This window comes from Frondihabitans sp. OV104, assembly GCF_057787745.1.
The window spans coordinates 3,161,344-3,186,765 of record NZ_CM173541.1 but is presented as its reverse complement, the minus strand read 5'-3'; the positions used below and the strand labels follow the sequence as shown (position 1 = coordinate 3,186,765).

Below are 25,422 nucleotides of genomic sequence, written 5' to 3'. Positions count from 1 at the left end.
TTTCGGTTGTGGAGGGGTGAGACAGGGGCTGATCAGCTGCCGGTGATGCGGCCGATCAGCTCCTGGACGAAGGGGATGACGTCCTGGACCTGAGCGACGCTGGCGAATGCCGTCGCGAACAGGGGCCAGAGCGACCCCACGAGCGTGGCGATGATCGCGGCGACGGCCGTGATCCAGGCCAGAGCCCCGAAACGAGCGAGGAAAGTGAGGGCCAGGAAGCCGAGGCCGATGAGGTAGCTGATCACGATCGACGCCGTGATCGCGCCGACCGGGATTCGGAGGGTGCCGAAGGTGGTGGCACCCACCCCGCCGATGAGTCCGAGGACCGGCAGGAGCACTCCGACGACGATCACTGCGCAGAGGACAACGGCGACGATGAGCGCTGTCCACGCCGATCGCGGCTTGGGGTGGCGGCCGTAGCCGCGCGACCTGGTCTTCACGGTCGGGGCTCGTCGGCGGGACGCTCGGCTGCAGGGCGCCGAGCGTCGACGGCATCGTCGAGCTCGTCGAGCTTCTGATCCGCTTTCGCGTCCAGCTCATCGAGCTTCTGATCGGCCTTCGCGTCGAGTCGCGCCAGGTCGTCGCCGGCGGTCTCGGCCGCATCCGAAGCGGACTCGGCCACCTCGTCGACCTTCGCTTCGGCTTGCGCCTGGAAAGCGTCGACCTTCGCATCGGCCTTGGCCGCGAACTCGTCGACCTTGTCACCGGCGTCGGAGGCGACTGCCCCCGCCTGGTCACGGAGATCGCTTGCGGTGTCGCTGACCTGCGCCTTCAGCTCCCCCGCCTTCTCCTTCATCTCGGCGACCTTCACGTCGGCCTGATCGCGGAGGTCGTCCGCCCGATCACGGAGGTCGTCCGCCGTCGCACCGGCCCGGTCACGCAGATCCTGGGCCGTCGCACCGGCCTGGTCGCGGAGGTCTCTGGCCTTATCGCCGGCCTGGTCGCGCAGATCGCGAGCCTTCTCGCCAGCCTGGTCGATCGCATCGAGGATCGCCGGGTCCTGGTCGAACGGACCGTGGATATCGGTGACGGCGATGTTGACGCTGACCGGACCGGCTGCGAGCTGACGAGCCGCGTGAGCGACCTGGACGCGGGTCTCGTCGACGACGTCGTCGATGGCGTGCGGGTACTCGACGACGATGTCGAGGTCGATGACGGTGGTGCCGTCCTCGACCGCCACCGTCACGCCGGGGGCGCTCGAGGTGCCGAGCACCTGACGGCGAGCGCGGTCGAGGGTGCGCGCGGCGACGCCGCCGAGGTGGTGGACTCCGGTCACCGCGGCGGCCGTCTCGGCGACCGTCGTGCCGAGAAGGTGTTCCGGGCTCTCCTGCTCGGCGTGGTGCGGGTCGATTCCGGTGAGGTCGACGGGTGCCGGCTGAGGCCGGGTTGCGTCTCCGGTGACTGCGTCGGTCATGTGGTTCTCCTTCGGTGGGGCAGTGACAGGTGGGGCTGGCTAGTCGCTCAGAGTGAGAGCGCGAGTCCGTGAGAGCTGACGATGCAGGAGACCTGCGATGGCGGCTCCGACGAGCGGAGCGACGATGAACACCCAGAGCTGCCCCAGAGCGGTGGGTCCGCCGTAGATCGCGGCGGCGATGGAACGGGCGGGGTTCACCGAGGTGTTGCTGATCGGGATGCTGATGAGGTGGATCAGCGTGAGCGTGAATCCGATTCCGATGGGGGCGACGGCCTTGTACTCGGGCTTCGCCGTGATCGAGAGGATGACGGTGACGAACACGGCGGTCAGGACGACTTCGGCCAGGACGACGGCGCCGAGGCCGAATCCTCCGGGAGACGAGGTGCCGAACCCGTTGGAGGCGAAGCCGCTGTCGCGAGCCGAGGCGAAGTAGTTCGAGGGCCCGTCGGCGGCGATGAGGGCGAGGACGCTGGAAGCGATCGCGCCGCCGACGATCTGCGCGACGATGTAGCCCGGAACATGCCGCCACTCGGTACGGCCGGAGATAGCCAGGCCGACGGTGACGGCGGGGTTGAAGTGCCCGCCGGAGATGTGGCCGACGGCGTAGATGCCCGCCATCACGGTGAGGCCGAACGCCAGTGCGACACCGAGAAAGCCGACGCCGAGGGGGTTCTGGCTGGTGGGAAACGCCGAGGCGAAGAGAGCGGTGCCCACGCCTCCGAAGACGAGGAGGAACGTGCCGAACACTTCGGCGAGGAGGCGGGAGGTGGTGGGGTAGGTCTGCGCCTGCTGGCGTCGTTGCTCAGCAGTGGACCGGCTGACGGGCTTCTTCTGGCTCACGGGGGGACTTTCGTGTCGGTGCGGGGGGATCTGCGGGGCGGAGCTCGCTTCGGTGGCCGGTGGCGGTCGCTCGGGGTGTTCGTCTCGACGGGGGAGAGGATCGGCCCCCGCCCGAGTGGGCGGGGGCCGAAAGCGATCAGTTCTTGAACGCGTCCTTGACGTCTTCGGCAGTGTCGCGGCCCTTGCCCTTGAGCTGGTCGGCCTTGCCCTCGGCGACGAGCTTGTCGTTGTCCGTCGCGTTGCCGACGGCCTCCTTGGCCTTGCCGGTGACGGTCTCGGCTGCGGCCTTGATCTTGTCTGCTGCACTCATGGTGATTTCCTTCTTCTCGTGGTGGCCCGGAGGCCGTCGGTGGGTGGGGTTGACGTGCTATTCGACGCGGCTGGTGCCGGTCAGCTGGCTGCGGAGCCCGCCGGTGATCTGGATCACGACGGGTGTCGCGGTTCCGAGGAGGGCGTCCCAGTCGGCGACCGCGCGGTCGATCGACCGGCGCACCTCGATCGGCGAGACACCGCGGCGGGTCTGCGCCGTGATGCGGAGCACGTTCTCCTTCTTGACCTCGAAGGCGCTGACGTCGACCGACACGATGGACGGGTCGCGTGCCAGAGACTCCTCGAGCACCTGCTCGGCGACCTTCGCGTCGATGGTCAGGGTTCCGCCGGTGGGCGAGCCCTTGCCTTCGCCGCTTGCAACCTCGAGGAGCGTGCTCGTGCGCCCGTGGCCCTGCCGGAAGATGAACCATAGGAGCAGCAGGATCAGGACGAGCGCGGCCACGGCCGTCACCCACAGGATCCAGGGCTGGCCGCTGGAGAGGGCGTCCGACGTGGGCTGCGTGGCGTCCTTCGCCGACTGGCTGACGTTCTTCTTCACGTCGGCGAGGAGCGCCCCGGCCGCTACAGCTCCACCTGCCAGAAGCAGGACGAGTCCGATGACGAAGACGAGCAGACGGTTGAGGAATCGATTCGTGCTGGTCATCAGGCGACCGTTCCTTCCTTGGACAGGCGCACCTTGCCGCGGAGGCTCGGGCTGTAGTCGTACGACGACAGCTCGTCGTCGACGGCTTCCTGGATGCTGCGGAGGTCGGCGGTGCGCCCCGACGTGCGGGTGACGTCGACGTCGACGGAGCGCTTGCCGACCGTGACCTTGACCTGGTCCGGCTCTATGTCGCCGGCGTAGCTGGCGGTTCCGGCGATGCTCTGCGCGATCACGCGGTCGTCGACGAGTGCCGCCGTCCGGTCAGACGACGCACTGCGTCGGCCGCGGCGACCGGGTGCCAGCGCGACGATGATCAGGATGATCCCGATCACCGCGACGACGGCTCCGGCGGCGGTCAGCAGACCCACGGGGGCGCTGGCCGCGTCGAGGATCGTGACCGCGGCGTCTTTCGGCGGGGCCAGGAGGGCAGGCTGCTTCAGTGCTGCGAGGACAGCCTCGACGCCGATCCAGGCGAAGACGAGGATCAGGAGCACTGCCAGGACGATGGCGATGCCAGAACGAGACGAATGCGTCTCGCGTCGCACGACGCGGCGGTAGAGGCCGGGGGTCGTCATGACAGTCTCTTTCGTTCACGGAGGTCGACGCCCGTGATGCGGAGGTCGACCCGGCCGATGGAGGATCCGGTCAGCTGCAGGCAGCGGTCGCGGATGGTGGTCTGGGCGGCCGTCAGGCGTTCCAGCAGGGTGCCGCTCGAACGACGCCCGACGTCGCCCAGCGGGCTGACGTGGATCGGCGTCTTCGCGATCACGGTCAGTGAGCCGTCGTGGTCGGCGAGTTCCACCGACACGTCGGAGGCGCTGACGCTGAGAGCGTCCGCGGTGACGGCCGACACGACCCGGCGCACTGCGCGCGAGGTGATCTTCGTGCGGCCATGGAGGCCGCGGGCGGCCGCGGCGTCGACTGGCACGGAGTCGGCCATCACCGCCGCGGTCACGAGGACCGCCGCCCGCGGAGGGCGTCAGACAGGGACTTCACGTCGAGCTTTCCCTCGACGACCCGGCCCACACCCCAGCCGATCACCATCGCCACAGCGACCAGGATCATGGCCCAGAATCCGAATGCGACTGCCGTCAGCGCGAGCACGGCGCCGATCAGCATTCCCTTGGTAGTGGAGGTCACTTGACGCGGCTCTCGGTCTCGGTGTCGTTGTCCTCGTCGTCCGACGGGATGAAGACGTCGGAGACGGTGACGTTGACCTCGGTGACCTCCATGCCGACGACGGTCGAGATGGCCTCGGTGACGCTGGCGCGGACGCTGTCGGCGAGCTTCTGCAGCTCGACCGGGTACTCGGCGACGACGACGATGTCAGCGGCGACCTGCTTCTCGCCGACCTCGACCTTGATGCCCTGGCCGCGGTCCTGCTGGTTGATCGCGGAGCGGATCGCGCCGATGGCACGAGCGGCACCGTTGCCGAGGTCGTGCACGCCGGGCACCTCGCGGGCGGCGATGCCGGCGACCTTCTCGACGACGCCCTCGGCGATCGTGTTCTTGCCGGTCGCGGTTCCCGAGGCGGGGGTGGTCTTGGCGACGGAGCTGGACGTGGTGGGGGTGACGTTCGTCATTTGCTTTCTCCTTGATATTTGTTGTTGTGCTACCCGGGACCCGGAGAGCTGCACCCGAATTCGTGGGGCACATCATTCAGACGCATTGACTGGTGACTTCGTCATGGGCGTCCAGAAAATCTTCAGAAAACCGTCAGTTCGGATCGGTTTCCGGCCAGCGGAGCGACTCCCGAAGGCCGCCCTCGCCGGAGTGTCTCGTTCGGTTTCTCCCCGAAGCGAGCCTGATACGACGACGCGAATCGACCCAGGTTGCCGAACCCCCAAGCGCGCGCGAGATCGTTGACCGTCGCCGTCTTCGGGGTGTGCTCGAGAAGGTCCCGGCGCACCCTGTCGAGACGCACTCGACGGAGGTACTCCGTGGGCGACATCTCGAGGTGGCGCTGGAACGAGTTCTGCATGGACCGCGTGTTCAAGCCGACCGCCGACGCGGCATCCGCCGGCGTGATCGGCAGGTGCGCGTTCTCGTGGAGGAACTCCACGGTCGCCCGCACCTTCGCGAGGCGCGGTGTCAGGAGCGCCGCCGGGACGTGATGCGTGTGCCAGGAGAAGACGTCCAGAAGCGTTCGCGCTACGGCGAGGTTGGACTCCATGCGGATCAGTGGCGGCGCGTCGGCGTCGGTGATGACGGGCGAGGCCGCCGACATGGTCTGCCGCCACTGCGCGAGGCCGCTCTCGCTGGGCCTGACCTGGTGCCGGAATGCGAGGGGCTGCTCGGGGCCGCCGTGACGCTCGGTCGCGATCCTCTCGAGGAAGGGCCTCGCCACGTGCACGAGGTTCTGGAGGCCGGGCCCGGTCTCGAACCGGAAGCTCTCCGAGGAGGGGAGCACGGCGAGACCTCCGGGACGGAGGTCGAGGGTCTCCCGGGTGGTCGCGATCCTGCCGCCGCCCTGACGGAACCAGGTGGCGACGTAGTCGTCGAGCCGACCGATCTCGCCGACCAGGGTGCCGGACAGGCTCGACAGGCGGAGGCTGACGTTCTCGTCGCCGAGAGATGCGAAGCGAAACGAGAAGGGCTCGTCCGGCTCCAGGGCGGTGAATCTCGCACCTCCGTACGCGCGCTCCGACAGACGGGCGGCCTCGGCGGCGCTCCGCCCCGATACCTCGAAGCGGGCCAGGGGCGCGTCGACCAGCGACGAGATCGGATCGGGGTCCTGCGACCTCGCATCAGTGGCGGGGGTGGTGCTCACTTCTCTCCTCCTCCCGCGGCATGCGATCGGTCTCACCGGGCGATGGACCGCCCGTCAGCAGTTGGGACGAGATGAGTGGACCGAATGTCACAAACCCGTCTGATGAGATATTCGGAGTTCGCTTTCGACGCGAAGGGCCGGCCGTCGCCCCCAGAACGAGGGCAGAAGCACGGCTTCGCTGGGTGCCCGATCGGTCTCGGGTCGGTTCCGGGCCAACAGCTGGTGCGGCGTGCAAGGTTGGTGGTAGTCAGGTGGAGGCCGATCCGGCCGCACGTTCGATCGATCAGGGAGGCCGTCATCGTCGACCTCGATCCGCTGTCGGAGGCTGCTGACGCGACTCTCGCCGCGCGAGCCGCCGACGGCGACGTGCACGCGTTCGAGATGCTCGCGCGTCGACACGGGCCCCTCATGCGGGTGTACTCCGCCAAGCTCCTCGGCTCCGACATCGAGTCGGACGACGTCGTCCAGGAGTCGTTCCTCACCGGCTGGCGGCAGATCGCCGAGCTCGACAGTCCCGCTCATGTCCGCAACTGGCTCATGCGCATCGTCACCCGCAAGGCGATCGACAGGATCCGCGTCCGTCGCGATCACGACGACGTCGACCAGGTGAACCCCCCGGCTCACGAATCCCGCTCTCCCGAGAAGATCGTCGAGACCCGCCTGCAGCTCGACGCCGTGTGGGAGGCTCTCGACAGACTCCCCGCGGATCAGCGACGGTGTTGGCTACTACGAGAGACCGCCGGCTACAGCTACCAGGAGATCTCGGACGCACTCGAGATCCCGGTCTCCACCGTGCGGGGCCTCCTGGCTCGCGCCCGACGATTCGTTCTCCACGAAATGGAGGCATGGCGATGACATTCGACGCTACCTCCGTGCCGGAAGACGACCTCGACGGCCACACGATGGAAGAGCTGGGCGACTACCTCGACCGAGGCCGCACGCCGTACGACCCCTCGATCGAGACCTCCGCAGCCTGCCGTCTCGCCCTCGTGGGGATGACCCGGATGCAGGAACTCGCCCGCACTGCGCTGGAGCACGAGTCCGGGCGCGATCCTGCCCGCGACGATGCCTGGATCTCAGGACTCCTCGACACCATCAAGACCGAGATCCGATCCGGGAGGGACATCCCCGTCGGGCATCCGAACCCCGTGCTCCGGCTCGCACTCACCGAGGCGGCCGTCCGAGGCGTCATCCGCCGCGCCGGCGACACGATGGGCGGCGTGATCATGGGCCGGTGCGTGCTGGACGGAGACGTGACGACGCCCGGAGCGCCCATCCGCATCGACGTGACGGCCGGCCTCGAGTACGGGATGTCCGTGGCCGAGACGGCCGACAGGCTCCGCGAGCGCATCACACGCGCGCTGGCGGAGCACACCGAGCTCGTCATCGGCCAGATCGACGTCACGATCGACGATGTCTACCCGGGAGGGGACCGCACCGATGACCGATGACACCGAGCTCTCCCGCCAGCTGACGGCGGCCATCCGAGCGACGGAGGGGGTCTCGGGCGTCTACCCGGCGCAGCCGATCCTCGAGGCTGCCGCCGGGGCGGTGGCCGTGCGGCTCGCCCTGCGCGTCCCGGACGTGCTCGTCGACATCGACCGGGCCGACGACTTCACGACGGTCAGCGCGCACATCTCCACTGCCGGCGAGAGACCCGCCACCGAGACGCTCCGGCGGGTGGGCGAGCTGCTTCTCGAGCGGCTGGGGGCAGAGCCGTCGATTCGGGGCGAGGTCGCTGTCAACGTGAAGGTGCGCCTGGTCGAGGAGGCTGGCTCGCAGGGGTCTGGCGCGATCGGGTGAGGCCGCAGCCGTGCAGGAGACCTGAACGTCTGCGGCCTCCCCGTCAGGGTTGGTAGAGCTGGATCTGGTCCAGCTCGGCGAATCCGGTCCCCTTCGTGAAGGTGAGCGTATTGGTGCCTGCGGTGAGCGCGACAGTCTTCTGCGACCAACCGAACCGCCCCCAGTTCGCCGTCTTCGGGTAGGAGATGGCGCTCGTGGTGCCGCCGTTCACGCTGACGTTGTGGGTGCTCGTCGCGCCGGTGCCGTTGTCGTACCGGACATTCATCGTGTATGTGCCGGCCGTCGGAGCCGTGACCGAGAACTTCACGGAGCTCGTCGCATTATTGATGTTCCCGACCTTGACCCCGCCCTTTGCGTCACCCTGAGTGACCAGCGATGTGTCGGTGAGTGCGGCCGACTCCGCCTCGTACTGAGTCGCACTGATCGGGATCGAGCCCACCCTCACGTCGTTGTAGGTGGTCGTCAGATTCTCGACATTCGTCGCCTGGTACAGGGTCTTCCCATCGGCGCTGCTGTCGAAGCTCTGCGCAAAGCCGCTGAAGGTGCCGCCAGCGGTGTCCGCCGCGTCGTAGGTCACCGCGTAGGGGAGCTGCTCCCACGAGCCGCTGCCCTGATTGCGGTTGACGAAGAAGTTCTGGCCCCCGTCGATGGCACCGGACGACGTGAGACCCCACTTCGACGAGACGACGATCATGCCGTTCGCGTTGCCTGCGGTCGGGATCCACCGGACCTCCGGCGACGAGCCGATGCCGCGGCCGTTCGGGAGGGTGATCTGCGTGCCGATGCTCGTCGACGGCGCCCAGTTCAGACCGTCGGGAGAGATCTTATAGTACACGGGAGCCGTGTTGTTGGTCTGGCTCGGGCGGTTGACGACCTCGAAGGTGGCGATGTAGCTGCCGTTCGGGAGCCGCGTCACTGTGATCATTCCCGGGCGGTCGCTCTGGTTGGTCGGAGCCGAGACGTTCACGAGACCGCCCCAGGTGAGGCCGCCGTCCGTCGATCGTCGGTAGCTGACCGCCTGCAGGACCCCGTTGGCCTTCTGCCTTTCGTCGGAGAAGTACGTGACGAGACCGCCGTTCGCATCGACCGCGAGAGAGGGCTCCCAGACCGTCGAGGTCGTCGAGCTCGGGGTGGGGTCGTACGTGGCCGGACCGCCGGTGTCGACGGTGCTGACGAACGACCAGGTGACGCCGTGATCGAGGCTCTTGTACATGACGAGCCGGCTGGTCGAGCGGTCGGTCGGCATGATCATGCCGCTCAGCAGGAGCGTGCCCGCCGCATCGACCCCAGCTGGATGGGCGTCTCGTAGAGGGACGGTTGAGCGGTACGCGTGAGGGCCGGGAACTGCGTGCTCGGCTTGACCGCCGCGATCCTGCTCCACGACGTCCCGTTGTCGGTGCTCCGGTAGATCGGGTACACCTGAACGCCGTTCTCGAGGACGAGCTGATCGAAGGTGACGATCTCGGTGCCGTTCGACGATCCGCTGTTCTTCAGGACGATCATCTTGGCGTAGGTCGTCCCTGCAGCGCGGCCGCCCTCCGGGTTGAACGACGTTCCCGCCGCGGGCGAGTACACCAGGGCACCGTTGCCGGCGGTGACGGCGGATGCCTCGGGAGCCCGGGCGACCTGGCTGGCGAGCGAGCCGGCGATGAGGGCGGTCGCCGCAAGGACGAGCGCGAGCGCCCGCCTGCGTCGAGGGCGGGTACTGGACTGCGGTGTCATCAGTTCTCCTTCTTCAACATGGCCTGGAGGGTGATCTCCGTCCAGGGGATCAGCGGGAGGGCGAGGACAAAGCCGTCGCCTTCCCGCCGAACGATGGGGCTATCGGATCTACTTTCGAAGCGGCGTCGCGACGACCCGGGACTGGGCCGCAAGGTGGCGATAGCGGTCGGCGACCGGGTTGCGGACCCGGTCGAGACGACCGGTCGGCGACTCCACGAGGTCGAACAGGCCCATGGTGAGCAGGTGGTCGACGCGCGGGGCGGTGCTGTGGCGATACGTCCACTCGTACATGTCGAACAGCGGCCACCACGTGTAGCCGACCACCGGCAGGCCCTCGGCACGCAGCTCGTGGAGCGCCCGGACCGACTCGTCCATCCAGGTGATGCGCTCTTCCGCCGACCCCGTGACGCAGGTCTCGGTGAGCATGACGGGTGCGCCGTACCGCTCGGCATGGCCGCGCAGCACCTCGCGGAGCCCATCGACGCCGGCATCGTGGAACGGCCGCGAGTCGGCGAAGCCCCCGCCGTGGTGCACGCCGGCCTCGAAGACCTCGGTGGAGTGGAGCGGGTAGTAGTTCACGCCCATGACGTCCGGGCGCACCGCGTTGTCGGCGAGCCAGGCCAGCTGGTCGTCGGTCACACCGCCTCGCCGGAGCTGCGCCAGGAGGGCGTGGGAGTCGTCGACGGCGCCGGTCACGAGGTCCTCCACGAGGAAGGTCTGGGCACGGAGGCGGGCCACTGTGTCACGATGCTCGGGAGCCTCGACGTCGCCCACGTACCGCATGCCGGCATCGACGTGGACGAAAGTCGCGGCAGACCCGAGTTCCTGCGCGATTCCCTGCTGGGTGAGGACGAAGCCGCGTGCCAGCGACGACGCCACCTTCACCAGGCCCGTCGGACCGGTGAGGTAGGGGGGCCAGTAGCCGAACTCCCCCGAGAACAGGGAGTGGATGACCGGCTCGTTGACCGGCGTGTAGTCGGTCGCGTAGTGCCCGTACCGCTCGGCGAAGCGCACCGCGAACTCGGCCATGCGCTCCGGGTAGTCGGGGTTGGCGAACTGGTCGTCGAGCCAGAGGGGCGTTCCGTAGTGGAGCAGGTCGACGATCGGACGGAGCTCCTCGGCCTGGAAGGCGTCCATGGCGCGGTCGACCCACGACCAGTCCCAGGTGTCGGGCGTCGGCGCGACCCGGTACCAGGGCACGCCCCACCGGATCATCTCCGCGCCCACGCCGCTGGCGAGCGTCAGGTCGGTCTCGACCTGCTGGTAGTGCTGGGTCAGCTCGTACTCGTCGATGGGCCGTTCGCCGGCCCGGCTCTGAGGCACGAAGGTGTCTTCGATGCCGAGGGCGAAGTGCAGGGCGCCGTCGTCGAACCATTTCATGGCGTACTCGTCTCTGGAAGTCGGGAAAGAGGTGGCGAGGCAGGCGGCGTCACTTGAGCCCGGTGCTGGCGACGCTCTCGATGAAGCGCCGCTGCACCAGCAGGAACATGATCGCAAGGGGGAGCACCGCGATCAGGGCGCCGGCCATCATCACGCCCTGCGGGATGATCCCGCCGGGGCCGGTCAGGAGGGTGAGGCCCGACGTGATCGTCCCCATCTTCTGGTCGGTCGTGAAGACCAGCGGCCAGAGCAGATCGTTCCAGTTGTTGACGAAGGTGAAGATGCCGAGTGTCAGGAGCGCCGGGACCGCATTGGGGAGGACCACGCTGCGGAACACGCGCCACTCGGACGCCCCGTCGATGCGGGCCGCGTTGTCGAGATCGCGCGGAAGCGAGACGAAGAACTGCCGCAGGAAGAAGATGCCGAACGCGTCGGCGGCGCGCGGGGCGATGAGACCCGCGAACGTGTTGACCCAGCCGAGCTGCGACACGAGCTGGTAGATCGGGATGAGCGTCGCCTGGAACGGGATCATCAGGCTCGCGATGATCACGATCAGCAGCACCTTGGACCCGCGAAAGTCGAGGCGCGCCAGCGCATAGGCGACCAGCGAGTCGAAGACGAGTGCGAAGAGCGTGACGCCGCCTGCGAAGACGAAGCTGTTGACGATCAGCCTGCCGAACGGCAGCTCTGAGAAGATCGCGCGGAAGTTGTCGAGGGTCCAGTGGTGCGGCGCCAGGGTCGGCGGGAAGGCGTTCACCTCGGAGGCGGGCTTGAACGCCGTCAGCACGATGATGATGACGGGGAGCATGAGGGCGAACGTGACGACGAGGAAGCCGGCGAACGCGAGCCAGCGAGCGGCATCCGGACGTTTGCGGGTGGTTGCGCGCTTTGCGACGCGGACCCCGGGGCGGGTGAGTGCGGTCATGAGGCGGTGTCCTCTCCACGACGGCCGAAGAACAGGAACTGGACGAGGCTCAGGAGAAGCGTGACGATCAGGAGCACGTACGAGAGAGCCGACGCGAAGCCGAGGTCGAGGTCTTTGAATCCCGACTGGTAGATCTGCATGACGATGGTCTCGGTGCTCCGGTACGGACCGCCGCCGGTGAGGACGTAGATCTGGTCGAACGCCTGCAGGGCCGCGATCAGCGCCACGATCACGACGAACGCCATCGTGTTGCTCAGCATCGGATAAGTGACGTTGGTGAACCGCTTCCACGCGTTCGCGCCGTCGAGCTGCGCCGCCTCGTACAGGCTCTTCGGGATCTCCTGCAGACCGGCCAGGAAGATGACCATGTAGAACCCGAAGCTCTTCCAGACCGCGACGAGGACGACGGTCGGCATGGCGAGGGTGGGATCCTGCAGGACGTTCCCGATGCGGATCCCGACCGCCTGCAGCCAGTAGTTCGCGAGCCCGATCTGCGGGTCGAGGAGATACGACCAGGCGAAGGCCGCCACGGCGAGCGAGACGATGAACGGAAGGAAGAGCGTCGAGCGGAAGAACCCGCGGAACGGGAGTCGGGGGCTGTTGACCGCGAGCGCCAGGAGTAGGGCGACGACGATCGACACCGGCGTGAAGAGAACCGCGTAGAGGGCGGTGTTGCCCATGGCGCGGATGATGTCGGAGTCGGTGAAGACGCGCACGTAGTTGTCGAGCCCGACGAAGCTCGGTGTTCCGAACCCGCTGGCGTCGGTGAAGGAGAGTCGGAGGGCGGAGATCATGGGCCACCCGACGAACGCGCCGAGGATGACCAGCGCGGGCGCCAGGAAGCCGACGATCGTTGCCCTCCGCTTGAAGGACCCGGCCAGGGCCACCCGGCCGCCGAGTTGCCCCGGCGGCCGGTACGGCTTCTTGCGCTGCAGCTGCTGAGTGGTCACGAGGTCACTTCGCCAGAGCCTGCTGGATGCTCGACTGGGCCTGACCGAGGAGCTGCTTCGGGTCGCCGCCCGCCATCGCCTTCTGCGTCGCCGTGTCGATAGCAGTGAGCACGTCGCCGCTGTTCACGACGCCGGGCAGGAGGGGCTGGGTGTTCGGGGCGATCTTGGTCAGGCTCGCGACGGTCGCGTTCGAGTCGACATCGGCTGCCGTCACGTCGGTGCGGAGGGGCGGCCAGCCGGAGCCGAGCGACCACTTCGTGGCAGTCGACTTCTCGTTGAAGTAGGCCAGGAACTTCTCGGCCGCCTGCTGCTTGACGGAGTCGGTCTGAGCGGTGACGGCGAGCGAGATCCCGATGGCCGACGAGGCCTGCGCCTTCGGGCCGGCCGGGATGGCGGCGAGGCCGTAGTCGATCTTGGAGGCCGTCGCGACGCCGGCCATCCAGGGTCCGCCGATCTCCATGGCCGTCTTGCCTGCCGTGAAGAGCTTGTCGGCGCCGATGCCGTCGACGCCGGTGGGCGAGATCTTGTCGTTCTCGATGGCGTCGGCCCAGTAGGCGAGGGTCTCGGCGTTGGCAGCGGAGTCGATGGTGGCCTTCGTGCCGTCGTCGTTCGTGATCGAGCCGCCGTTGCCCTCGAAGAGGCTCGGCCAGATGCCGTTTCCGACTGTGGCGTGATCGGGCAGGACCAGTCCGTACTGCTCGGGAGTGCCGTCGTTGTTCGTGTCGACGGTCATCTTCTTGGCGTCTGCCACCCATTCGTCCCAAGTGGTCGGGAACTCGGTGATTCCCGCCTTCGCGAAAAGCTTCTTGTTGTAGATCACAGACAGCGGGACGAAGCCGCTGGGAACGCCGTACTTCGTGCCGTCGACGGTCTCCATCGCGACGGCCTCGGGCTTGAGTTTCGACGTGTTGCTCGACGCCTGCCCGTAAAAGTCGTCGAGGTCGACCAGTGCGTGCTTCTGGGCGTAGACCGGCAGGCGGTCTGACGTCATGGCGACGAGGTCCGGGCCCTTCTTCGACGACAGGGCCGGGAGCAGCGTGTCGTCGATGACGGCCCATGTCTTGGTCTGCGTCGAGATGGTGATGTTCTTCTGCGAGGCGTTGAACTGCTTGACGATGTCGTCGAGCACTCCGCCATCGGCTTCCGTGTAGCCGTGCCAGAAGGTCAGGGAGACCTTCTCGGACGACGACGGGCCGGACGAGCCGGCGCAGCCGGTCAGCCCGACGGCTGCGATGGCCGCAGTCGCAACGACTGCAATCAGCTTCTTCACTGTGGACCTGCTATCTGCTCCCGACGTCTTCGTTGGGGAGCCTCTGGTGCTTCTGGGGAGTGTGAGGGTGGTTGCTTCCATTAAATTTACATCGATGTAAATTGCAAGATACGGGAGAGGGCGAGGGGTGTCAACCGAGGTCGGAGAGAAAGTCTCCGGCCGCGTTCAGGCCTGCGAGGCGCCGACCGACGACTCGCGGACCACGAGGCGGAACCCTGTCTCGATATCGACTGCGCCGGCAGGCGGCGCCACGCCCTCGATCCGGTCGATCAGGAGCGAGACGGCCTCGCGCGCGATCTCGTCGCGGCCGGGAGAGATCGTGGTGAGCGACGGTGTCGAGAACGAGCTGTCCTCGATGTCGTCGAATCCGACGACGATGACGTCGTCGGGAACCCGGATGCCATGGGACTGCATCCCCCGGAGGACCCCGAGGGCGAGCGCGTCGTTGAAGCACACCACCGCGTCGAAGTCGACGCCCGACGCGACGAGACGCTCGGCGGCGGCGACGCCGTCGGTCCGGTGCCACAGCGGCGTGGCTACCGACAGAGCAGGGTCGGGCTCGATCCCGTGCCCGCGAAGGGCATCCTCGTACCCGCGAAAGCGCGACGCGGCGGCACCTACCGGTCCGTCGGGATGCACCCCGACCACGGCGACGCGGCGACGTCCGAGATCGAGAACGTGGTCGGTGACCGCCCGGACGGCCTTCGCGTTCGACATCGTCACGTGGGCCGCGCGGCTCCCGTGAACACGCTCCCCCAAGACGATGAGCGGGAACTCGCCGTCGAGTTGATCGACGTCGGAGGCCTCGATCGTCAGCGGGCTGTAGATGAGGCCGTCGATCGAATGCTTCCGCATCGAGGCGACGGCGCTGATCTCACTGGCGGTATCGGACACGGTCTGCTCGATGAGCACCGTGTAGCCTCGATCGCCCGCCGCACGGATCACGGCGTCGGCGAGCTCGGCGAAGTACGCCTGGCTCAGCTCGGGCACGGCGAGACCGAGCACTCGCGTGCGGCCGACCCGGAGGTTGCGCGCCGACACGTTGATCTCGTAGTTGAGCTCCTCGACGGCCGCCATGACTCGGGCCCGCATGCGCTGCGACACGTGCTCGTAACCGGAAAGGACGTTCGACACCGTCTTGACAGACACTCCGGCGAGTGTCGCGACATCCTGCATGGTGGGCGCAGGGGTAGCGGACCAAGCCAACCGACGCCCCCCTCACTCGTTGCGAATGGACACAACCTAGCTCACGGTCGTCCGGGGAAGACGAACGGGGCGGCCCGCTGACGGCCTATCATTGGGCACTCCACCGCGCTGGAAGGACAAACATGGCAACGACGCCCCACAGCACGACCCGAGCGCCTTCCCTGGCGTCGCCAGCACCGCTCAACGCTCTCGCGGTCATCGGCTTCGTCCTGGCGTTCGTCTTCTCCCCAGCCGGTCTCGTGGTCTCCCTGATCGCTCTGCGCAGCACCTCCCGGACCAGCGAGCGCGGAAGAGGCCTCGCCATAGCCGGGACCGTGGTCAGCCTTGTCTTCATCGCGATCGGGGTCACGGCCGGCTTCATGGTCGGGTGGCAGCTCCAGGTCTGAGTCGTCACCGGCGCGGTCACGCCGCGATGGGAGCCCCGCCGACCGGCGACCGTGACGAGCCGGCGGCAGCCGACCCGATGGTCGTCCCCCACAGGTGGTGCAGCTTCTTCCACGAGAAGCTCTCCTGCACGTAGGCGTGCCCCTCGCGCCAGTCCGGAGTGACCACGAACACGCTGCCCGCGTCCGAGCGGTCCTCCTCGAGGACGGCCATGGCGGTGGCGTTGAGCAGGTCGATCCGCTCCTTGATGAGCAGGCGCGCCAGCCGCGGGATGGGCTGGAACTCGTGCATGGGCGGGATGCCGGCGAAGACGATCTGCGTGTCGGGGCCGAACGACTCCCGCGCGCGGGCGAAGACGGTGCGCAGGTCGCGGCCCCAGGCGCTCGCGTCGGTGGCGAGGAGCACGTCGGGGATGCCGATCATGAACACGACGCGCGAGAAGTCGTACGTGTCGTGGCACGGCAGGGTCGCCACCCGATGCGCTGTGAGGTCGAAGGCGGTCAGGGTCGACCAGGTGACGCCCCGGCCGGTGCGCTGCCCGATGGCCGCCGCCGTGTACGACGCGGCGCTCATGCCGTGACGGAGGACGCCGTAGCCGGCGACGGCGATATCGCCCACGAACAGGATGCGCTCGGGATCAGGCCCCCCGACGACACCCTCCGGTTCGTCCTCGGGGAAGAACGCGCGGTCGACATTCCGGCTGTAGAGCCAGAAGTGCAGACGCAGGATCGGCCGGGCGAAACGGAAGGCTAGGCGTGAGAGGAGAGATGTCATAGTCGGGGTACCTCAGGGTGACGAGGCTGATCAGCAGGCACGGTTCGTGACGCGCGCTGAAATTCTCCCCGGTCGAGGCCGCAGGCGACTGCCCCCAGTTCTGAGGGTCGACCGATCGTTATGACAACGGTAGACAAGGGTGACCGCCCATTCGGCCGGTTCGTCGCACCGTCGTCAGGGAGTCACCGTGCCGCTTCTCCGCACGCGCCCCACCCTGCCCGATCTCGTCGGCACGCTCCGAGCCGGCCGCCGACAGAAGTACCTGATCAGCTCCGCTCTCGTCGAGAAGGTCATCGCTCGAAGCCTCGCCCTGTACTGCCTCGTCTTCGGGGCGGTCGCCGTGCCGGAGGCATTCCGCGGCCAGCCGGCCATGAACCAGGTCTGGGCCTGGTGCATCGGATTCGCCGTCTTCGGCAGCCTGAGCGCGACGGTGATCGCCGGTCTCACCGGGCGACATGCCAAGACCGCGGCAGGAACTGCCAGCGCCGTCTACCTGATCGTCACCGTGTCCTGGCCCTTCTTCGCCTCCGACCCCGCGCGGGTGGCGCCGACCGCCCCCTGGCCGAGCCCGCTCTCGACGATCGCCTTCGCCGCCGCCGCATTCGCGTTCCCGCGAGTGCTCGCGATCGCCTACATGGCCATGGTCTACGTCGCCTACATCATCGTCCGCGAGACTCCGGCCGGCGGCGGCAGGCCGTTCCTGCAGTCCATCGCCGAGGCCGGGTACGGTCTCATGCTGGGTCTCGTCGTGCTGCTGCTGATCGGCATGTTCCGCCGCGCATCGGCCGCCGTCGACTCCGCGCACGGGACCGCCACGCGCAAGTACGCGCACGCCGTCCGCGAGCATCGCACCGAGCTCGAGCGCGTGCAGGTGGATTCGATCCTGCATGACAGCGTGCTCACCACGTTTCTCACGGCGGCGCGTGCGCACTCCCCCGAGGAGCGCCATCTGGCCGTCGCCATGGCGAAGCACGCCCTGACCGAGGTGGCCTCGGCCGGGGCGCTGCCCACGACCATCGACGACCTCGTGCCCCTCGATCAGCTCCGGGCCCGGTTCGCCGCGGCGTGCCAGGAGCTCGGCATCACCGCGGGGTTCAGCAGCGAGGGGCTGAAGGACTACTCGATCCCGGGCAGCGTCGTCGAGGCCTTCTTCTCGGCCGTCATGCAGGCCCTGACGAACAGCATCCAGCACGCCGGCCCAGGTGTCGTGACCCGCAACGTGCACATCCAGTGGCGCGACGAGGTGCTCACCGTCGGCGTCACCGACGACGGCATGGGCTTCGACACCGCCACCATGACGCCGGGCCGCCTCGGCGTACGGGTGTCGATCATCGAGCGCGTCGCCAACGTCGGCGGGCGTGCGTCGATCGACTCGACGCCGGGCGAGGGCACCTCCGTCACCCTGACCTGGCCTGCGGCCTGAGGCTGCGGGACGCCGAGCGACGCCGTCGCGGGGTCTCCTCAGACAGAGAGAGCCCCGCTCATCGAAGACGAACGGGGCACTCGGAGACTGCTTGCTGGTGCGCGAGGGGGGAGTTGAACCCCCACGCCCTTTCGGGCACACGGACCTGAACCGTGCGCGTCTGCCTATTCCGCCACTCGCGCCAGCGTCGGCCTCTCAGCCAACCTGAAAACGATAGCATGCAGCGGGCACTACTCTTGCACCCGCTAGCTTGGGCAGACTCATCGGCCAGGCGGCAACCGGCCGAACGACCGACCAGGAGATCCAGTGGGACTGCTCGACAACTTCGAACGACGTCTGGAGCGTGCTGTCAACGGCACGTTCTCGAAGACGTTCCGTTCGGGCGTCCAGCCGCTCGAGATCACGGCGGCCCTGAAGCGCGAGATGGACGTGAAGGCGGCCGTGGTCTCGCGCGAGCGGATCCTGACGCCGAACGAGTTCACCGTGGCGCTCGCCTCGAAGGACTTCGCGCGGATGGACGAGATGGGTCGTGCCCTCGTCGACGAGCTCGCGGCCGAGGTCGAGGGGCACGCGCGCAAGCAGTCCTATTCTTTCGCGGGTCGCGTCCGGATCGAGCTGCGGCTCGACGAGCGCCTCACGACCGGCATCCTGCGGATCGACTCGGCGAACGTCCGCGAGGAAGACGTCGTGTGGACCCCCGTCGTCGAGGTCGAGGGCACGCAGCACTCCCTCCCGAAGGGCCGCACTGTGATCGGCCGCGGCAGCGAGGCCGACATCACCGTGCAAGACACCGGCACGAGCCGAAAGCACGTCGAGATCCTGTGGGACGGCCAGCACGCTCAGGCCACCGATCTGGGTTCGACCAACGGCTCCAAGCTCGATGGCGTCCCGCTGACCAAGGCCGTCGTTCAGCCCGATTCTGTGATCCAAATAGGTCGTACGCGTATCGTGTTCCGAGTGCTTCCCGTCTCGACGTCCCGCAGCGGCTCCGCCGACGGCTCCCGCACCGGCCATAATCCGCCGGAAGGGGGCGCCCTCCGATGACCAGTGAGCTGACCCTCCTCGTCCTCCGCCTCGCCTTCATCGTCGTGCTGTGGCTCTTCATCTTCTTCATCGTCTACGCGCTCCGCAGCGACCTGTTCGGGCAGCGGGCCAAGAAGCTGCCCGCCGACCAGCAGCCCGCCGGCGGCCAGGCCCAGGCGGCAGCAGCGGCGGCCCCGAGTCAGGCTCCGCGGGCTCCCGCAGTTCCTGCGCCCGCTGCCCCGGCGCCGACCTCCGACGTGACCGCGACCCGCCTCGTCATCACCAAGGGCGCCAAGAACGGCCTCGAGATGCCGCTCGGCGACGGGCCGCTCACGATCGGCCGTTCGAACGAGAGCAACCTGATCATCCGCGACGACTACACCTCGACCCACCACGCCCGGCTCATGCTGTGGAACGGCCGCTGGGTGATCCAGGACCTCGACTCGACCAACGGCACGTTCGTGAACGGGGAGCGCATCTCCGTCCCGACGCCGCTCGCCTCGAACACCACGGTCACCATCGGCACCACGAGCTTCGAGTTGCGGCGGTAGCGGGTGGCGTCGATCAGGAGCGCTGCGCTTTCCAACGTCGGAAAGATCCGGGCCAACAACCAAGACTCCGGCTACGCGGGCAATCAGCTCTTCGTCGTGGCCGACGGCATGGGCGGCCACGCCGGCGGCGACGTGGCCTCGGCGATCGCGATCCGCAGGATCCGCGAGACCGACAAGCCCTACTCGTCTCCGGGCGACGCCGAGTTCGCCCTCCAGTCGTCGCTGATCGCGGCTAACCAGCTGCTGGCCGAGACCGTCTTCGAGCACCCCGAGCTGACCGGCATGGGCACGACCGTCAGCGCGATGATGCGCGTCGGCGACAGCATCGCGATCGCCCATATCGGCGACTCGCGCATCTACCTGTACCGCGAGGGGGAGCTCAGCCAGATCACGGCCGACCACACCTTCGTGCAGCGCCTCGTCGACTCGGGCCGCATCACGCCCGAGGAGGCCGCCGTGCACCCGCGCCGCTCGGTGCTGATGCGCGTGCTCGGCGACGTCGACGCGGCCCCCGAGATCGACACGGCGATCCTGGGCACGCAACCGGGCGACCGCTGGCTGATCTGCTCGGACGGCCTCTCGAGCTACCTGGCCGAAGACCGGATCCGCAAGGCGCTGGCCTCCGGGCTCGACGCCGATGCCGTGTCGCGCCGTCTCGTCAAGGAGACGCTCGACCACGGCGCCCCCGACAACGTGACCGTCGTCGTCGTCGACGTCGACGAGAGCGATATCTCGTCGGCCGAGCAGCCCACCACCGTCGGCTCGGCCGCCACGCCCCTGACGTTCGAGGGCGAGCAGGGCCGACGCCCGCTGCGCCTCCCCACGATCCTCCTGCACCCGCTCAAGGTGGCCACGACCCCAGAGGACAGCCACTTCGAGCCCGAGTCCGACGAGTACCTCGCCGAGCTCATCGCCGAGGACCGCCGGCGCGCCCGCACCCGCCGCATCACCTGGCTGGTGGCTCTCGCCGTCGCGATCATCATCGTCGCGACCGGCGTGATCCTCACCTACCGCTGGACCCAAGACCACTACTACGTCGGCGAGCAGGACGGCACCGTCGTGATCTACAAAGGCGTGCAGCAGACGCTCGGGCCGATCCACCTGTCGAGCGTCTACGAGACGACGCAGGTCAAGGTCGACGACCTGTCGAGCTACACGCAGACGACCGTGAAAGACACGATCAACGCGGGAAGCCTGACCGACGCCCGGACCATCGTCGAGAGGCTCGCGAATGCCAGCGGCTGACGACGCCACCGAGGCGATCGGCCGCCCCTCGACCCCGGCCGCCACGAGCGCCTCGACCCCTGCGGGCACGAACCTCACCGGCTCCACCCTCACGCAGACGATCACGATCCGCCTGCGCCAGCCGGCGCGCCTGCGCAACATCGAGCTTCCGCTGCTGATTGTCGCCTGCGGAATCTCGGCCGGGGCGATGCTCCTGGTGCAGCTCGGCGCACTCGGCGAGATCCGCTCCGACGTGCTGTGGTCGGGCGGCCTGGTCCTGCTCCTCGCCCTCGTCCTGCACGTCGTGCTCCGCGTCGTCGCGCGCGACGCCGATCCGTTCGTGCTGCCGATCGCCCTTACCCTCAACGGCCTGGGCATCGCCGAGATCTACCGCATCGACATCCCCTCCTGGTCGGGCTCGAACCCGACCCACGCGGGCGAGCGCCAGATCCTGTGGACGACAGCGGCTCTCGTCGTGGCCATCATCGCGATCATCGCGATCAAGAACTACCGGGTCCTCGCCCGCTACCGCTACATCGCGATGTTCGTCTCGATCGTCTTCCTCCTGCTGCCGCTCGTGCCCGGCCTCGGCCGCCGCGGGCTCGCCGCACGCGTCTGGATCGACGTCGGCCCGCTCTCGTTCCAGCCCGGTGAGATCGCCAAGATCACGCTCGCCATCTTCTTCGCCGGCTACCTCGTGCAGGCCCGCGACAGCCTGTCGCTGATGGGGCCGAAGATCCTCGGCATGCGCTTCCCGCGGCCCCGCGACCTCGGGCCGATCCTGATCATCTGGGGCATGGCCATGGTCGTGCTGGTGTTCGAGAAAGACCTCGGCACCTCGCTGCTGTACTTCGGCCTGTTCCTGGTGATGATCTACGTCGCCACCGGCAAGGCCAGCTGGGTCGTGCTGGGCATGGTCCTGTTCGTCGGAGGCGCCATCGCGGCCGCCCTCACGCAGGAGTACGTCCACGACCGGTTCGAAGCGTGGCTGAACCCGCTCAGCAACTCCGTCTACGGCGCGCCCGGCGGCAGCTACCAGCTCGTCACGGGCCTGTTCGGCCTCGCCAACGGCGGCCTCATCGGCACCGGCTTCGGCCAGGGCAGCCCCGGCACGACGCCGCTCGCGCAGTCGGACTACATCATCGCGTCGCTCGGCGAGGAGCTGGGGCTCGCCGGACTCATCGCGATCCTGGGCCTCTACATCCTCCTGGTCTCGCGGGGCTTCCGCATCGGCTTCGTCGGCACCGACGACTTCGGCCGCCTGCTCGGCGTCGGCCTCTCGTTCATCATCGCCCTCCAGGTGTTCGTCGTCATGGGCGGCGTGACGCGCGTCATCCCGCTGACCGGGCTGACCATGCCGTTCCTCGCGGCCGGAGGCTCCTCCCTGCTCTCGAACTGGATCATCGTGGCGCTCATCCTGCGGCTCTCGGACGGAATCCGCACCGGCCCCCGGGCGGTGGTCGGCTGATGAACAAGGAACTCAAGCGCGTCAGCATCGTGGTGCTCGCCATGTTCGTGGCGCTCATGGTGTCGAGCACGTACATCACCGGCTTCCAGGCGGAGTCGCTCAAGGCCGACCCGCGCAACAGTCGGGCGATCCTGCAGAGCTACTCCGCGCAGCGGGGCGCCATCGTCGTCGACGGCCAGGCGGTCGCCGACTCGAAGCCGGTCGACGACCAGTACAAGTTCTTGCGCACGTACTCGGACGGCGAGCTCTATGCGCCGGTGACCGGCTACTACACGCTGGGTCAGGGCTCGACCGGCATCGAGAGCGCCCTGAACAAAGAGCTGTCGGGCACCTCGAACGAGCAGTTCTTCGACAAGCTGAACTCGCTTCTCACCGGCAAGGACCCGGAGGGCGCGACGGTCAACACGACGATCGACGCGGCCGTGCAGAAGGTCGCCTACGACGCCCTCGGCAGCAACACCGGCGCCGTCGTCGCGATCGAGCCGTCGACGGGCAAGATCCTCGCGATGGTGTCGAAGGGCTCGTACGACCCCAACCAGCTGGCCAGCCATGATCGCGGCAGCGTGCTGAAGGCGTACAAGACGCTCATCGCCGACTCGTCGCAGCCGCTGATCAACCGGGCGATCCAGGGCGATCTGTACTTCCCGGGCTCGACCTTCAAGCTCGTCGTCGCGGCCGCCGCGTTCGAGAGCGGCAAGTACACGAAGGCCTCGAAGCTCGACAACCCGGCGACGCTGACCCTGCCCGGCTCGACCCGCAAGATCAACAACGCCGAGGGCGGCTCGTGTGGCGCCGGCAAGACGGTCACGATCGAGACCGCGCTCATCGACTCGTGCAACATCCCGTTCGCCGAGCTCGGCGCCGAGCTCGGCTACGACCGGATCAATGCGATGGCCAAGGCGTTCGGCTTCGACAGCGCCCTCGAGATCCCGCAGCGGACCGCCGAGAGCGTGTTCCCCTACACCGACGACACCGCGACCCTGATGCTGCAGTCCTTCGGGCAGGGCAGCGTCCGCGAGTCGCCGCTGCAGGTCGCCATGACCACAGCGACGATCGCGAACGGAGGCACCGAAATGACACCCACGCTCATCGAGAGCATCGTGAACCCCGACCTGTCGACGCTGAAGTCGTTCCAGGCGCACGAACTGGGCACCCCGATCAGCTCCGACACCGCGGCGACTCTGACCGAGCTCATGACCGAGGTCGTCAACAAGGGCACCGGAACCAATGCAAGAATTAGCGGCGTCGACGTCGCGGGCAAGACCGGCACCGCGGAGAACGGCGACGGCGACCCCTACACGCTCTGGTTCACGGGATTCGCTCCGGCGAAAGACCCGAAGGTGGCAGTGGCGGTCGTCGTGGGGAACGGTGGCGGTCAGGGACAGTCGGCGGTCGGCAATACGGTTGCGGCACCGATCGCAAAGCAAGTGATGGAGGCGGTGCTCAACAAATGAGGCCATTCAGCGGGCTCACTCTGGGCGGACGGTACGAGCTGTCGTCCCGCGTCGCGATCGGCGGCATGGGCGAGGTGTGGCAGGCGACCGACCTGGTCATCGGCCGGACCGTCGCCGTCAAGATCTTGAAAGACGAGTACCTCGGCGACCCGGGGTTCCTCGAGCGCTTCCGCGCCGAGGCCCGTCACGCCGCTCTCGTCAACCACGAGGGCATCGCCAACGTCTTCGACTACGGCGAGGAGGAGGGCAGCGCCTACCTCGTCATGGAGCTCGTGCCCGGCGAGGCCCTCTCGACCGTGCTCGAGCGCGACCGCGTGCTCCCGACCGACAAGGTGCTCGACATAGTCGCGCAGACGGCGTCGGCACTTCAGGCGGCTCACGCGGCCGGCCTCGTGCATCGCGACATCAAGCCCGGCAACCTCCTCGTGACGCCGGACGGCCGAGTCAAGATCACCGACTTCGGCATCGCCCGCATCGCCGACCAGGTGCCGCTCACCGCGACCGGCCAGGTCATGGGCACCGTCCAGTACCTCTCGCCCGAGCAGGCGTCCGGTCACCCGGCCTCGCCCTCGACCGACATCTACTCTCTCGGAATCGTCGCCTACGAGGCCCTCGCCGGCCGCCGCCCCTTCACGGGCGAGTCGCAGGTCGCCATCGCGATGGCGCAGATCAACGAGACGCCGCCCGATCTGCCGACGACCATCCCCGAGCCCGTGCGCAAGCTCGTCTACTCGTCCATCGCCAAGAAGCCGGCGGAGCGACCCGCTTCGGCGTCGGCGCTGGCCCAGGCGGCCCGGGCCCTTCGCCGCGGCGACGTGGCGGCGGCGACCGCCGCAGTTCCGATGCTCGGAATCGGGGGTGCCGGCGACGCCGCGACCCAGGTGTTCGCCGCTGCAGATGCGACCACCCGCCTCATGTCGGCCGCCGACGCGCAGGCGCCGACGACCGCAGTCAACCCCGGCCTCGGCACCGGTCTCGTCGAGACGCCCGGCGAGGGCGACGAGGAGCCTCAGAAGAAGAAGCGCGGCCCGTGGTTCTGGCCGATCATCGTGCTCGCCATCATCATCGTCGTCGGCGGCGGCATCGGCCTCGCGTTCGCTCTGACCAACGGCGGCACGCCGTCGGCGCAGGAGACGACCAAGGCCCCGCCGAAGTCGTCGAGCACCCCCAGGGAGTCGCCGACGCCGACCACGACGCCGACTGACGACAGCGCGCTGATCGTGCAGACCGACTACACCGGCAAGACCGAGGCGCAGGTGCGCCTGCTGCTCGGCGACATGGGCTTCGAGGTGAACACGTCGCAGGATTCGCAGACCGCACCGACCACGGCCGACCAGGGCAAGGTCTACAAGGTCAACCCGACCGGCGTGGTCAAGAAGACGACCCCGATCGTGATCTACGTCTACACGGCGGCCCCCTCGGCCGACCAGCCGGGCGCGCCCACGGCGGCACCCACCGCGATCGACACGACGCAAATGGCGACGATCACGATCCCGACCTACACCGGCTGCCCCGTCGGCTACTCGCTCACCGGGTTCAGCTACACGATCTCGGGCGGCACCGACTCGGGCGGAAAGACGTCGAACTCGGTCGGCGCCAACACGACGACCGTGACGGTGAAGTCGACCGAGGTCGGCACGCTGACGTTCAGCTACAAGGCCAAGTGCGGGTCCGTCACCTCGGCCGCGTCGGCCGGCGTGTCGGTCACCGTGACGGCGGCGCCGTCGGCCGATCCGACCGACGACGGCACCGATCCAGCTGCCGGCGATGGCACGAAGGGCAACGGAAACGGCAACAACGGCAACGGAAAAGGCAACCAGTAGGTCTGCTGTAGGTACTTGCGCCCTCACAGCGCGCCCAGACCTCCA

29 protein-coding genes and 1 tRNA gene are annotated in these 25,422 nt (G+C 68.2%); 11 read left to right on the top strand and 19 right to left on the bottom strand.

Annotation, left to right across the window (positions count from 1 at the left end; all coding sequences use genetic code 11):
- Positions 1 to 32 precede the first annotated feature (32 nt).
- The 10 genes from AC3CBB_RS14995 to AC3CBB_RS14950 form a co-directional block, all read right to left on the bottom strand.
- Positions 33 to 440, bottom strand: coding sequence for a hypothetical protein (locus AC3CBB_RS14995; protein WP_488625213.1), 408 nt, complete (start codon positions 438 to 440; stop codon positions 33 to 35).
- Positions 437 to 1,414 carry an Asp23/Gls24 family envelope stress response protein gene (locus tag AC3CBB_RS14990; RefSeq protein WP_488625212.1) on the bottom strand — a complete coding sequence of 326 codons (978 nt, stop codon included), beginning with the start codon at positions 1,412 to 1,414 and terminating at the stop codon, positions 437 to 439. Before AC3CBB_RS14990 ends, AC3CBB_RS14995 begins: the two co-directional genes overlap by 4 nt.
- 39 nt (positions 1,415 to 1,453) lie before the next feature.
- Complete coding sequence (gene aqpZ / locus AC3CBB_RS14985; RefSeq protein ID WP_488625211.1) at positions 1,454 to 2,254, bottom strand: aquaporin Z; 801 nt, start codon at positions 2,252 to 2,254, stop codon at positions 1,454 to 1,456.
- A gap of 136 nt (positions 2,255 to 2,390) precedes the next feature.
- Positions 2,391 to 2,564, bottom strand: a complete 174-nt coding sequence (locus tag AC3CBB_RS14980) for a CsbD family protein (RefSeq protein WP_488625210.1) — start codon at positions 2,562 to 2,564, stop codon at positions 2,391 to 2,393.
- Between the two features lie 57 nt (positions 2,565 to 2,621).
- Complete coding sequence (locus AC3CBB_RS14975; protein ID WP_488625209.1) at positions 2,622 to 3,227, bottom strand: hypothetical protein; 606 nt, start codon at positions 3,225 to 3,227, stop codon at positions 2,622 to 2,624.
- Positions 3,227 to 3,802: a DUF6286 domain-containing protein gene (locus AC3CBB_RS14970; protein WP_488625208.1), complete on the bottom strand. Its 576-nt coding sequence runs from the start codon at positions 3,800 to 3,802 to the stop codon at positions 3,227 to 3,229. The genes AC3CBB_RS14975 and AC3CBB_RS14970 overlap by 1 nt, the downstream gene beginning before the upstream one ends.
- The gene (locus tag AC3CBB_RS14965; protein WP_488625207.1) at positions 3,799 to 4,182 is read right to left on the bottom strand and encodes a hypothetical protein; all 384 of its coding nucleotides are present in this window, start codon (positions 4,180 to 4,182) and stop codon (positions 3,799 to 3,801) included. The genes AC3CBB_RS14970 and AC3CBB_RS14965 overlap by 4 nt, the downstream gene beginning before the upstream one ends.
- Positions 4,179 to 4,367, bottom strand: a complete 189-nt coding sequence (locus tag AC3CBB_RS14960; RefSeq protein WP_488625206.1) for a DUF2273 domain-containing protein — start codon at positions 4,365 to 4,367, stop codon at positions 4,179 to 4,181. The genes AC3CBB_RS14965 and AC3CBB_RS14960 overlap by 4 nt, the downstream gene beginning before the upstream one ends.
- The gene (locus AC3CBB_RS14955) at positions 4,364 to 4,810 is read right to left on the bottom strand and encodes an Asp23/Gls24 family envelope stress response protein (protein WP_123506679.1); all 447 of its coding nucleotides are present in this window, start codon (positions 4,808 to 4,810) and stop codon (positions 4,364 to 4,366) included. The genes AC3CBB_RS14960 and AC3CBB_RS14955 overlap by 4 nt, the downstream gene beginning before the upstream one ends.
- A 122-nt stretch (positions 4,811 to 4,932) precedes the next feature.
- Positions 4,933 to 5,997: a helix-turn-helix domain-containing protein gene (locus AC3CBB_RS14950; RefSeq protein ID WP_488625205.1), complete on the bottom strand. Its 1,065-nt coding sequence runs from the start codon at positions 5,995 to 5,997 to the stop codon at positions 4,933 to 4,935.
- A gap of 240 nt (positions 5,998 to 6,237) precedes the next feature.
- Here AC3CBB_RS14950 and AC3CBB_RS14945 point away from each other — a divergent pair, with 240 nt between their 5' ends.
- From AC3CBB_RS14945 to AC3CBB_RS14935, 3 genes are read left to right on the top strand one after another with little or no spacing between them, the layout of a single operon-like run.
- Entirely contained in the window at positions 6,238 to 6,852 is a 615-nt protein-coding gene (locus tag AC3CBB_RS14945) for an RNA polymerase sigma factor (protein WP_488626753.1), read from the top strand.
- Positions 6,849 to 7,448: an Asp23/Gls24 family envelope stress response protein gene (locus AC3CBB_RS14940; RefSeq protein WP_158614244.1), complete on the top strand. Its 600-nt coding sequence runs from the start codon at positions 6,849 to 6,851 to the stop codon at positions 7,446 to 7,448. The genes AC3CBB_RS14945 and AC3CBB_RS14940 overlap by 4 nt, the downstream gene beginning before the upstream one ends.
- Positions 7,438 to 7,800 (top strand): tautomerase family protein, encoded by a 363-nt coding sequence (locus tag AC3CBB_RS14935; RefSeq protein WP_488625204.1) that lies wholly within the window; start codon positions 7,438 to 7,440, stop codon positions 7,798 to 7,800. The genes AC3CBB_RS14940 and AC3CBB_RS14935 overlap by 11 nt, the downstream gene beginning before the upstream one ends.
- Positions 7,801 to 7,843: 43 nt before the next feature.
- On the opposite strand, the gene AC3CBB_RS14930 is transcribed toward AC3CBB_RS14935, so the two are convergent.
- The 7 genes from AC3CBB_RS14930 to AC3CBB_RS14900 all read right to left on the bottom strand — a co-directional run bounded on the left by AC3CBB_RS14930 (position 7,844) and on the right by AC3CBB_RS14900 (position 15,223).
- Positions 7,844 to 9,046 (bottom strand): CBM35 domain-containing protein, encoded by a 1,203-nt coding sequence (locus AC3CBB_RS14930; RefSeq protein ID WP_488625203.1) that lies wholly within the window; start codon positions 9,044 to 9,046, stop codon positions 7,844 to 7,846.
- An 11-nt stretch (positions 9,047 to 9,057) separates the two neighbouring features.
- Positions 9,058 to 9,522 carry a hypothetical protein gene (locus AC3CBB_RS14925; RefSeq protein ID WP_488625202.1) on the bottom strand — a complete coding sequence of 155 codons (465 nt, stop codon included), beginning with the start codon at positions 9,520 to 9,522 and terminating at the stop codon, positions 9,058 to 9,060.
- Positions 9,523 to 9,630: 108 nt separating this feature from the next.
- Positions 9,631 to 10,902 carry a family 1 glycosylhydrolase gene (locus AC3CBB_RS14920; RefSeq protein ID WP_488625201.1) on the bottom strand — a complete coding sequence of 424 codons (1,272 nt, stop codon included), beginning with the start codon at positions 10,900 to 10,902 and terminating at the stop codon, positions 9,631 to 9,633.
- Between the two features lie 49 nt (positions 10,903 to 10,951).
- Entirely contained in the window at positions 10,952 to 11,827 is an 876-nt protein-coding gene (locus AC3CBB_RS14915; protein ID WP_488625200.1) for a carbohydrate ABC transporter permease, read from the bottom strand.
- Entirely contained in the window at positions 11,824 to 12,777 is a 954-nt protein-coding gene (locus AC3CBB_RS14910; protein WP_488625199.1) for a carbohydrate ABC transporter permease, read from the bottom strand. The genes AC3CBB_RS14915 and AC3CBB_RS14910 overlap by 4 nt, the downstream gene beginning before the upstream one ends.
- A 4-nt stretch (positions 12,778 to 12,781) precedes the next feature.
- Positions 12,782 to 14,047 (bottom strand): ABC transporter substrate-binding protein, encoded by a 1,266-nt coding sequence (locus AC3CBB_RS14905; RefSeq protein ID WP_488625198.1) that lies wholly within the window; start codon positions 14,045 to 14,047, stop codon positions 12,782 to 12,784.
- Positions 14,048 to 14,212: 165 nt separating this feature from the next.
- On the bottom strand, positions 14,213 to 15,223 hold the full coding sequence (locus tag AC3CBB_RS14900; protein ID WP_488626752.1) for a LacI family DNA-binding transcriptional regulator: 1,011 nt from the start codon (positions 15,221 to 15,223) through the stop codon (positions 14,213 to 14,215).
- A 152-nt stretch (positions 15,224 to 15,375) separates the two neighbouring features.
- Between AC3CBB_RS14900 and AC3CBB_RS14895 the strand changes: the two genes are divergently transcribed.
- Positions 15,376 to 15,639 carry a DUF4190 domain-containing protein gene (locus tag AC3CBB_RS14895; RefSeq protein ID WP_488625197.1) on the top strand — a complete coding sequence of 88 codons (264 nt, stop codon included), beginning with the start codon at positions 15,376 to 15,378 and terminating at the stop codon, positions 15,637 to 15,639.
- A gap of 16 nt (positions 15,640 to 15,655) precedes the next feature.
- Here the strand turns inward: AC3CBB_RS14895 and AC3CBB_RS14890 are convergent, their stop codons facing one another.
- A complete protein-coding gene (locus AC3CBB_RS14890; protein WP_488625196.1) occupies positions 15,656 to 16,411 on the bottom strand; it encodes a GDSL-type esterase/lipase family protein in 756 nt (251 codons plus the stop codon).
- Positions 16,412 to 16,598: 187 nt separating this feature from the next.
- Here AC3CBB_RS14890 and AC3CBB_RS14885 point away from each other — a divergent pair, with 187 nt between their 5' ends.
- A complete protein-coding gene (locus AC3CBB_RS14885; protein WP_488625195.1) occupies positions 16,599 to 17,834 on the top strand; it encodes a sensor histidine kinase in 1,236 nt (411 codons plus the stop codon).
- Between the two features lie 95 nt (positions 17,835 to 17,929).
- Here the strand turns inward: AC3CBB_RS14885 and AC3CBB_RS14880 are convergent.
- Positions 17,930 to 18,016 (bottom strand) — tRNA-Leu (locus AC3CBB_RS14880).
- Between the two features lie 124 nt (positions 18,017 to 18,140).
- On the opposite strand from AC3CBB_RS14880, the gene AC3CBB_RS14875 reads away from it, so the two are divergent.
- The 6 genes from AC3CBB_RS14875 to AC3CBB_RS14850 are packed head-to-tail and all read left to right on the top strand — an operon-like array spanning position 18,141 to position 25,377.
- On the top strand, positions 18,141 to 18,878 hold the full coding sequence (locus AC3CBB_RS14875; protein WP_123506672.1) for an FHA domain-containing protein: 738 nt from the start codon (positions 18,141 to 18,143) through the stop codon (positions 18,876 to 18,878).
- Positions 18,875 to 19,408, top strand: a complete 534-nt coding sequence (locus AC3CBB_RS14870) for an FHA domain-containing protein FhaB/FipA (protein WP_123506671.1) — start codon at positions 18,875 to 18,877, stop codon at positions 19,406 to 19,408. Before AC3CBB_RS14875 ends, AC3CBB_RS14870 begins: the two co-directional genes overlap by 4 nt.
- Positions 19,409 to 19,411: 3 nt before the next feature.
- Positions 19,412 to 20,653 (top strand): PP2C family protein-serine/threonine phosphatase, encoded by a 1,242-nt coding sequence (locus AC3CBB_RS14865; RefSeq protein ID WP_488625194.1) that lies wholly within the window; start codon positions 19,412 to 19,414, stop codon positions 20,651 to 20,653.
- Positions 20,640 to 22,100 carry an FtsW/RodA/SpoVE family cell cycle protein gene (locus AC3CBB_RS14860; protein WP_488625193.1) on the top strand — a complete coding sequence of 487 codons (1,461 nt, stop codon included), beginning with the start codon at positions 20,640 to 20,642 and terminating at the stop codon, positions 22,098 to 22,100. The genes AC3CBB_RS14865 and AC3CBB_RS14860 overlap by 14 nt, the downstream gene beginning before the upstream one ends.
- The gene (locus tag AC3CBB_RS14855) at positions 22,100 to 23,554 is read left to right on the top strand and encodes a peptidoglycan D,D-transpeptidase FtsI family protein (protein ID WP_488625192.1); all 1,455 of its coding nucleotides are present in this window, start codon (positions 22,100 to 22,102) and stop codon (positions 23,552 to 23,554) included. The genes AC3CBB_RS14860 and AC3CBB_RS14855 overlap by 1 nt, the downstream gene beginning before the upstream one ends.
- Entirely contained in the window at positions 23,551 to 25,377 is a 1,827-nt protein-coding gene (locus tag AC3CBB_RS14850) for a protein kinase domain-containing protein (RefSeq protein ID WP_488625191.1), read from the top strand. Before AC3CBB_RS14855 ends, AC3CBB_RS14850 begins: the two co-directional genes overlap by 4 nt.
- Positions 25,378 to 25,422: the final 45 nt, after the last annotated feature.

Excerpts from the sequence above, each read along its gene's own strand:
- AC3CBB_RS14930 (WP_488625203.1), bottom strand. The coding sequence starts at position 9,046 with ATGCCGACCGACCGCTCGACCAGCCGGCTCGTCATGTACAAGAGCCTC.
- AC3CBB_RS14915 (WP_488625200.1), bottom strand. The coding sequence starts at position 11,827 with ATGACCGCACTCACCCGCCCCGGGGTCCGCGTCGCAAAGCGCGCAACC.
- AC3CBB_RS14990 (WP_488625212.1), bottom strand. The coding sequence starts at position 1,414 with ATGACCGACGCAGTCACCGGAGACGCAACCCGGCCTCAGCCGGCACCC.
- AC3CBB_RS14855 (WP_488625192.1), top strand. The coding sequence starts at position 22,100 with ATGAACAAGGAACTCAAGCGCGTCAGCATCGTGGTGCTCGCCATGTTC.
- AC3CBB_RS14925 (WP_488625202.1), bottom strand. The coding sequence starts at position 9,522 with ATGACACCGCAGTCCAGTACCCGCCCTCGACGCAGGCGGGCGCTCGCG.
- AC3CBB_RS14975 (WP_488625209.1), bottom strand. The coding sequence starts at position 3,227 with ATGACCAGCACGAATCGATTCCTCAACCGTCTGCTCGTCTTCGTCATC.
- AC3CBB_RS14900 (WP_488626752.1), bottom strand. The coding sequence starts at position 15,223 with ATGCAGGATGTCGCGACACTCGCCGGAGTGTCTGTCAAGACGGTGTCG.
- AC3CBB_RS14940 (WP_158614244.1), top strand. The coding sequence starts at position 6,849 with ATGACATTCGACGCTACCTCCGTGCCGGAAGACGACCTCGACGGCCAC.
- AC3CBB_RS14890 (WP_488625196.1), bottom strand. The coding sequence starts at position 16,411 with ATGACATCTCTCCTCTCACGCCTAGCCTTCCGTTTCGCCCGGCCGATC.
- AC3CBB_RS14895 (WP_488625197.1), top strand. The coding sequence starts at position 15,376 with ATGGCAACGACGCCCCACAGCACGACCCGAGCGCCTTCCCTGGCGTCG.
- AC3CBB_RS14955 (WP_123506679.1), bottom strand. The coding sequence starts at position 4,810 with ATGACGAACGTCACCCCCACCACGTCCAGCTCCGTCGCCAAGACCACC.
- AC3CBB_RS14980 (WP_488625210.1), bottom strand. The coding sequence starts at position 2,564 with ATGAGTGCAGCAGACAAGATCAAGGCCGCAGCCGAGACCGTCACCGGC.
- AC3CBB_RS14920 (WP_488625201.1), bottom strand. The coding sequence starts at position 10,902 with ATGAAATGGTTCGACGACGGCGCCCTGCACTTCGCCCTCGGCATCGAA.
- AC3CBB_RS14935 (WP_488625204.1), top strand. The coding sequence starts at position 7,438 with ATGACCGATGACACCGAGCTCTCCCGCCAGCTGACGGCGGCCATCCGA.
- AC3CBB_RS14850 (WP_488625191.1), top strand. The coding sequence starts at position 23,551 with ATGAGGCCATTCAGCGGGCTCACTCTGGGCGGACGGTACGAGCTGTCG.
- AC3CBB_RS14870 (WP_123506671.1), top strand. The coding sequence starts at position 18,875 with ATGACCAGTGAGCTGACCCTCCTCGTCCTCCGCCTCGCCTTCATCGTC.
- AC3CBB_RS14860 (WP_488625193.1), top strand. The coding sequence starts at position 20,640 with ATGCCAGCGGCTGACGACGCCACCGAGGCGATCGGCCGCCCCTCGACC.
- AC3CBB_RS14970 (WP_488625208.1), bottom strand. The coding sequence starts at position 3,802 with ATGACGACCCCCGGCCTCTACCGCCGCGTCGTGCGACGCGAGACGCAT.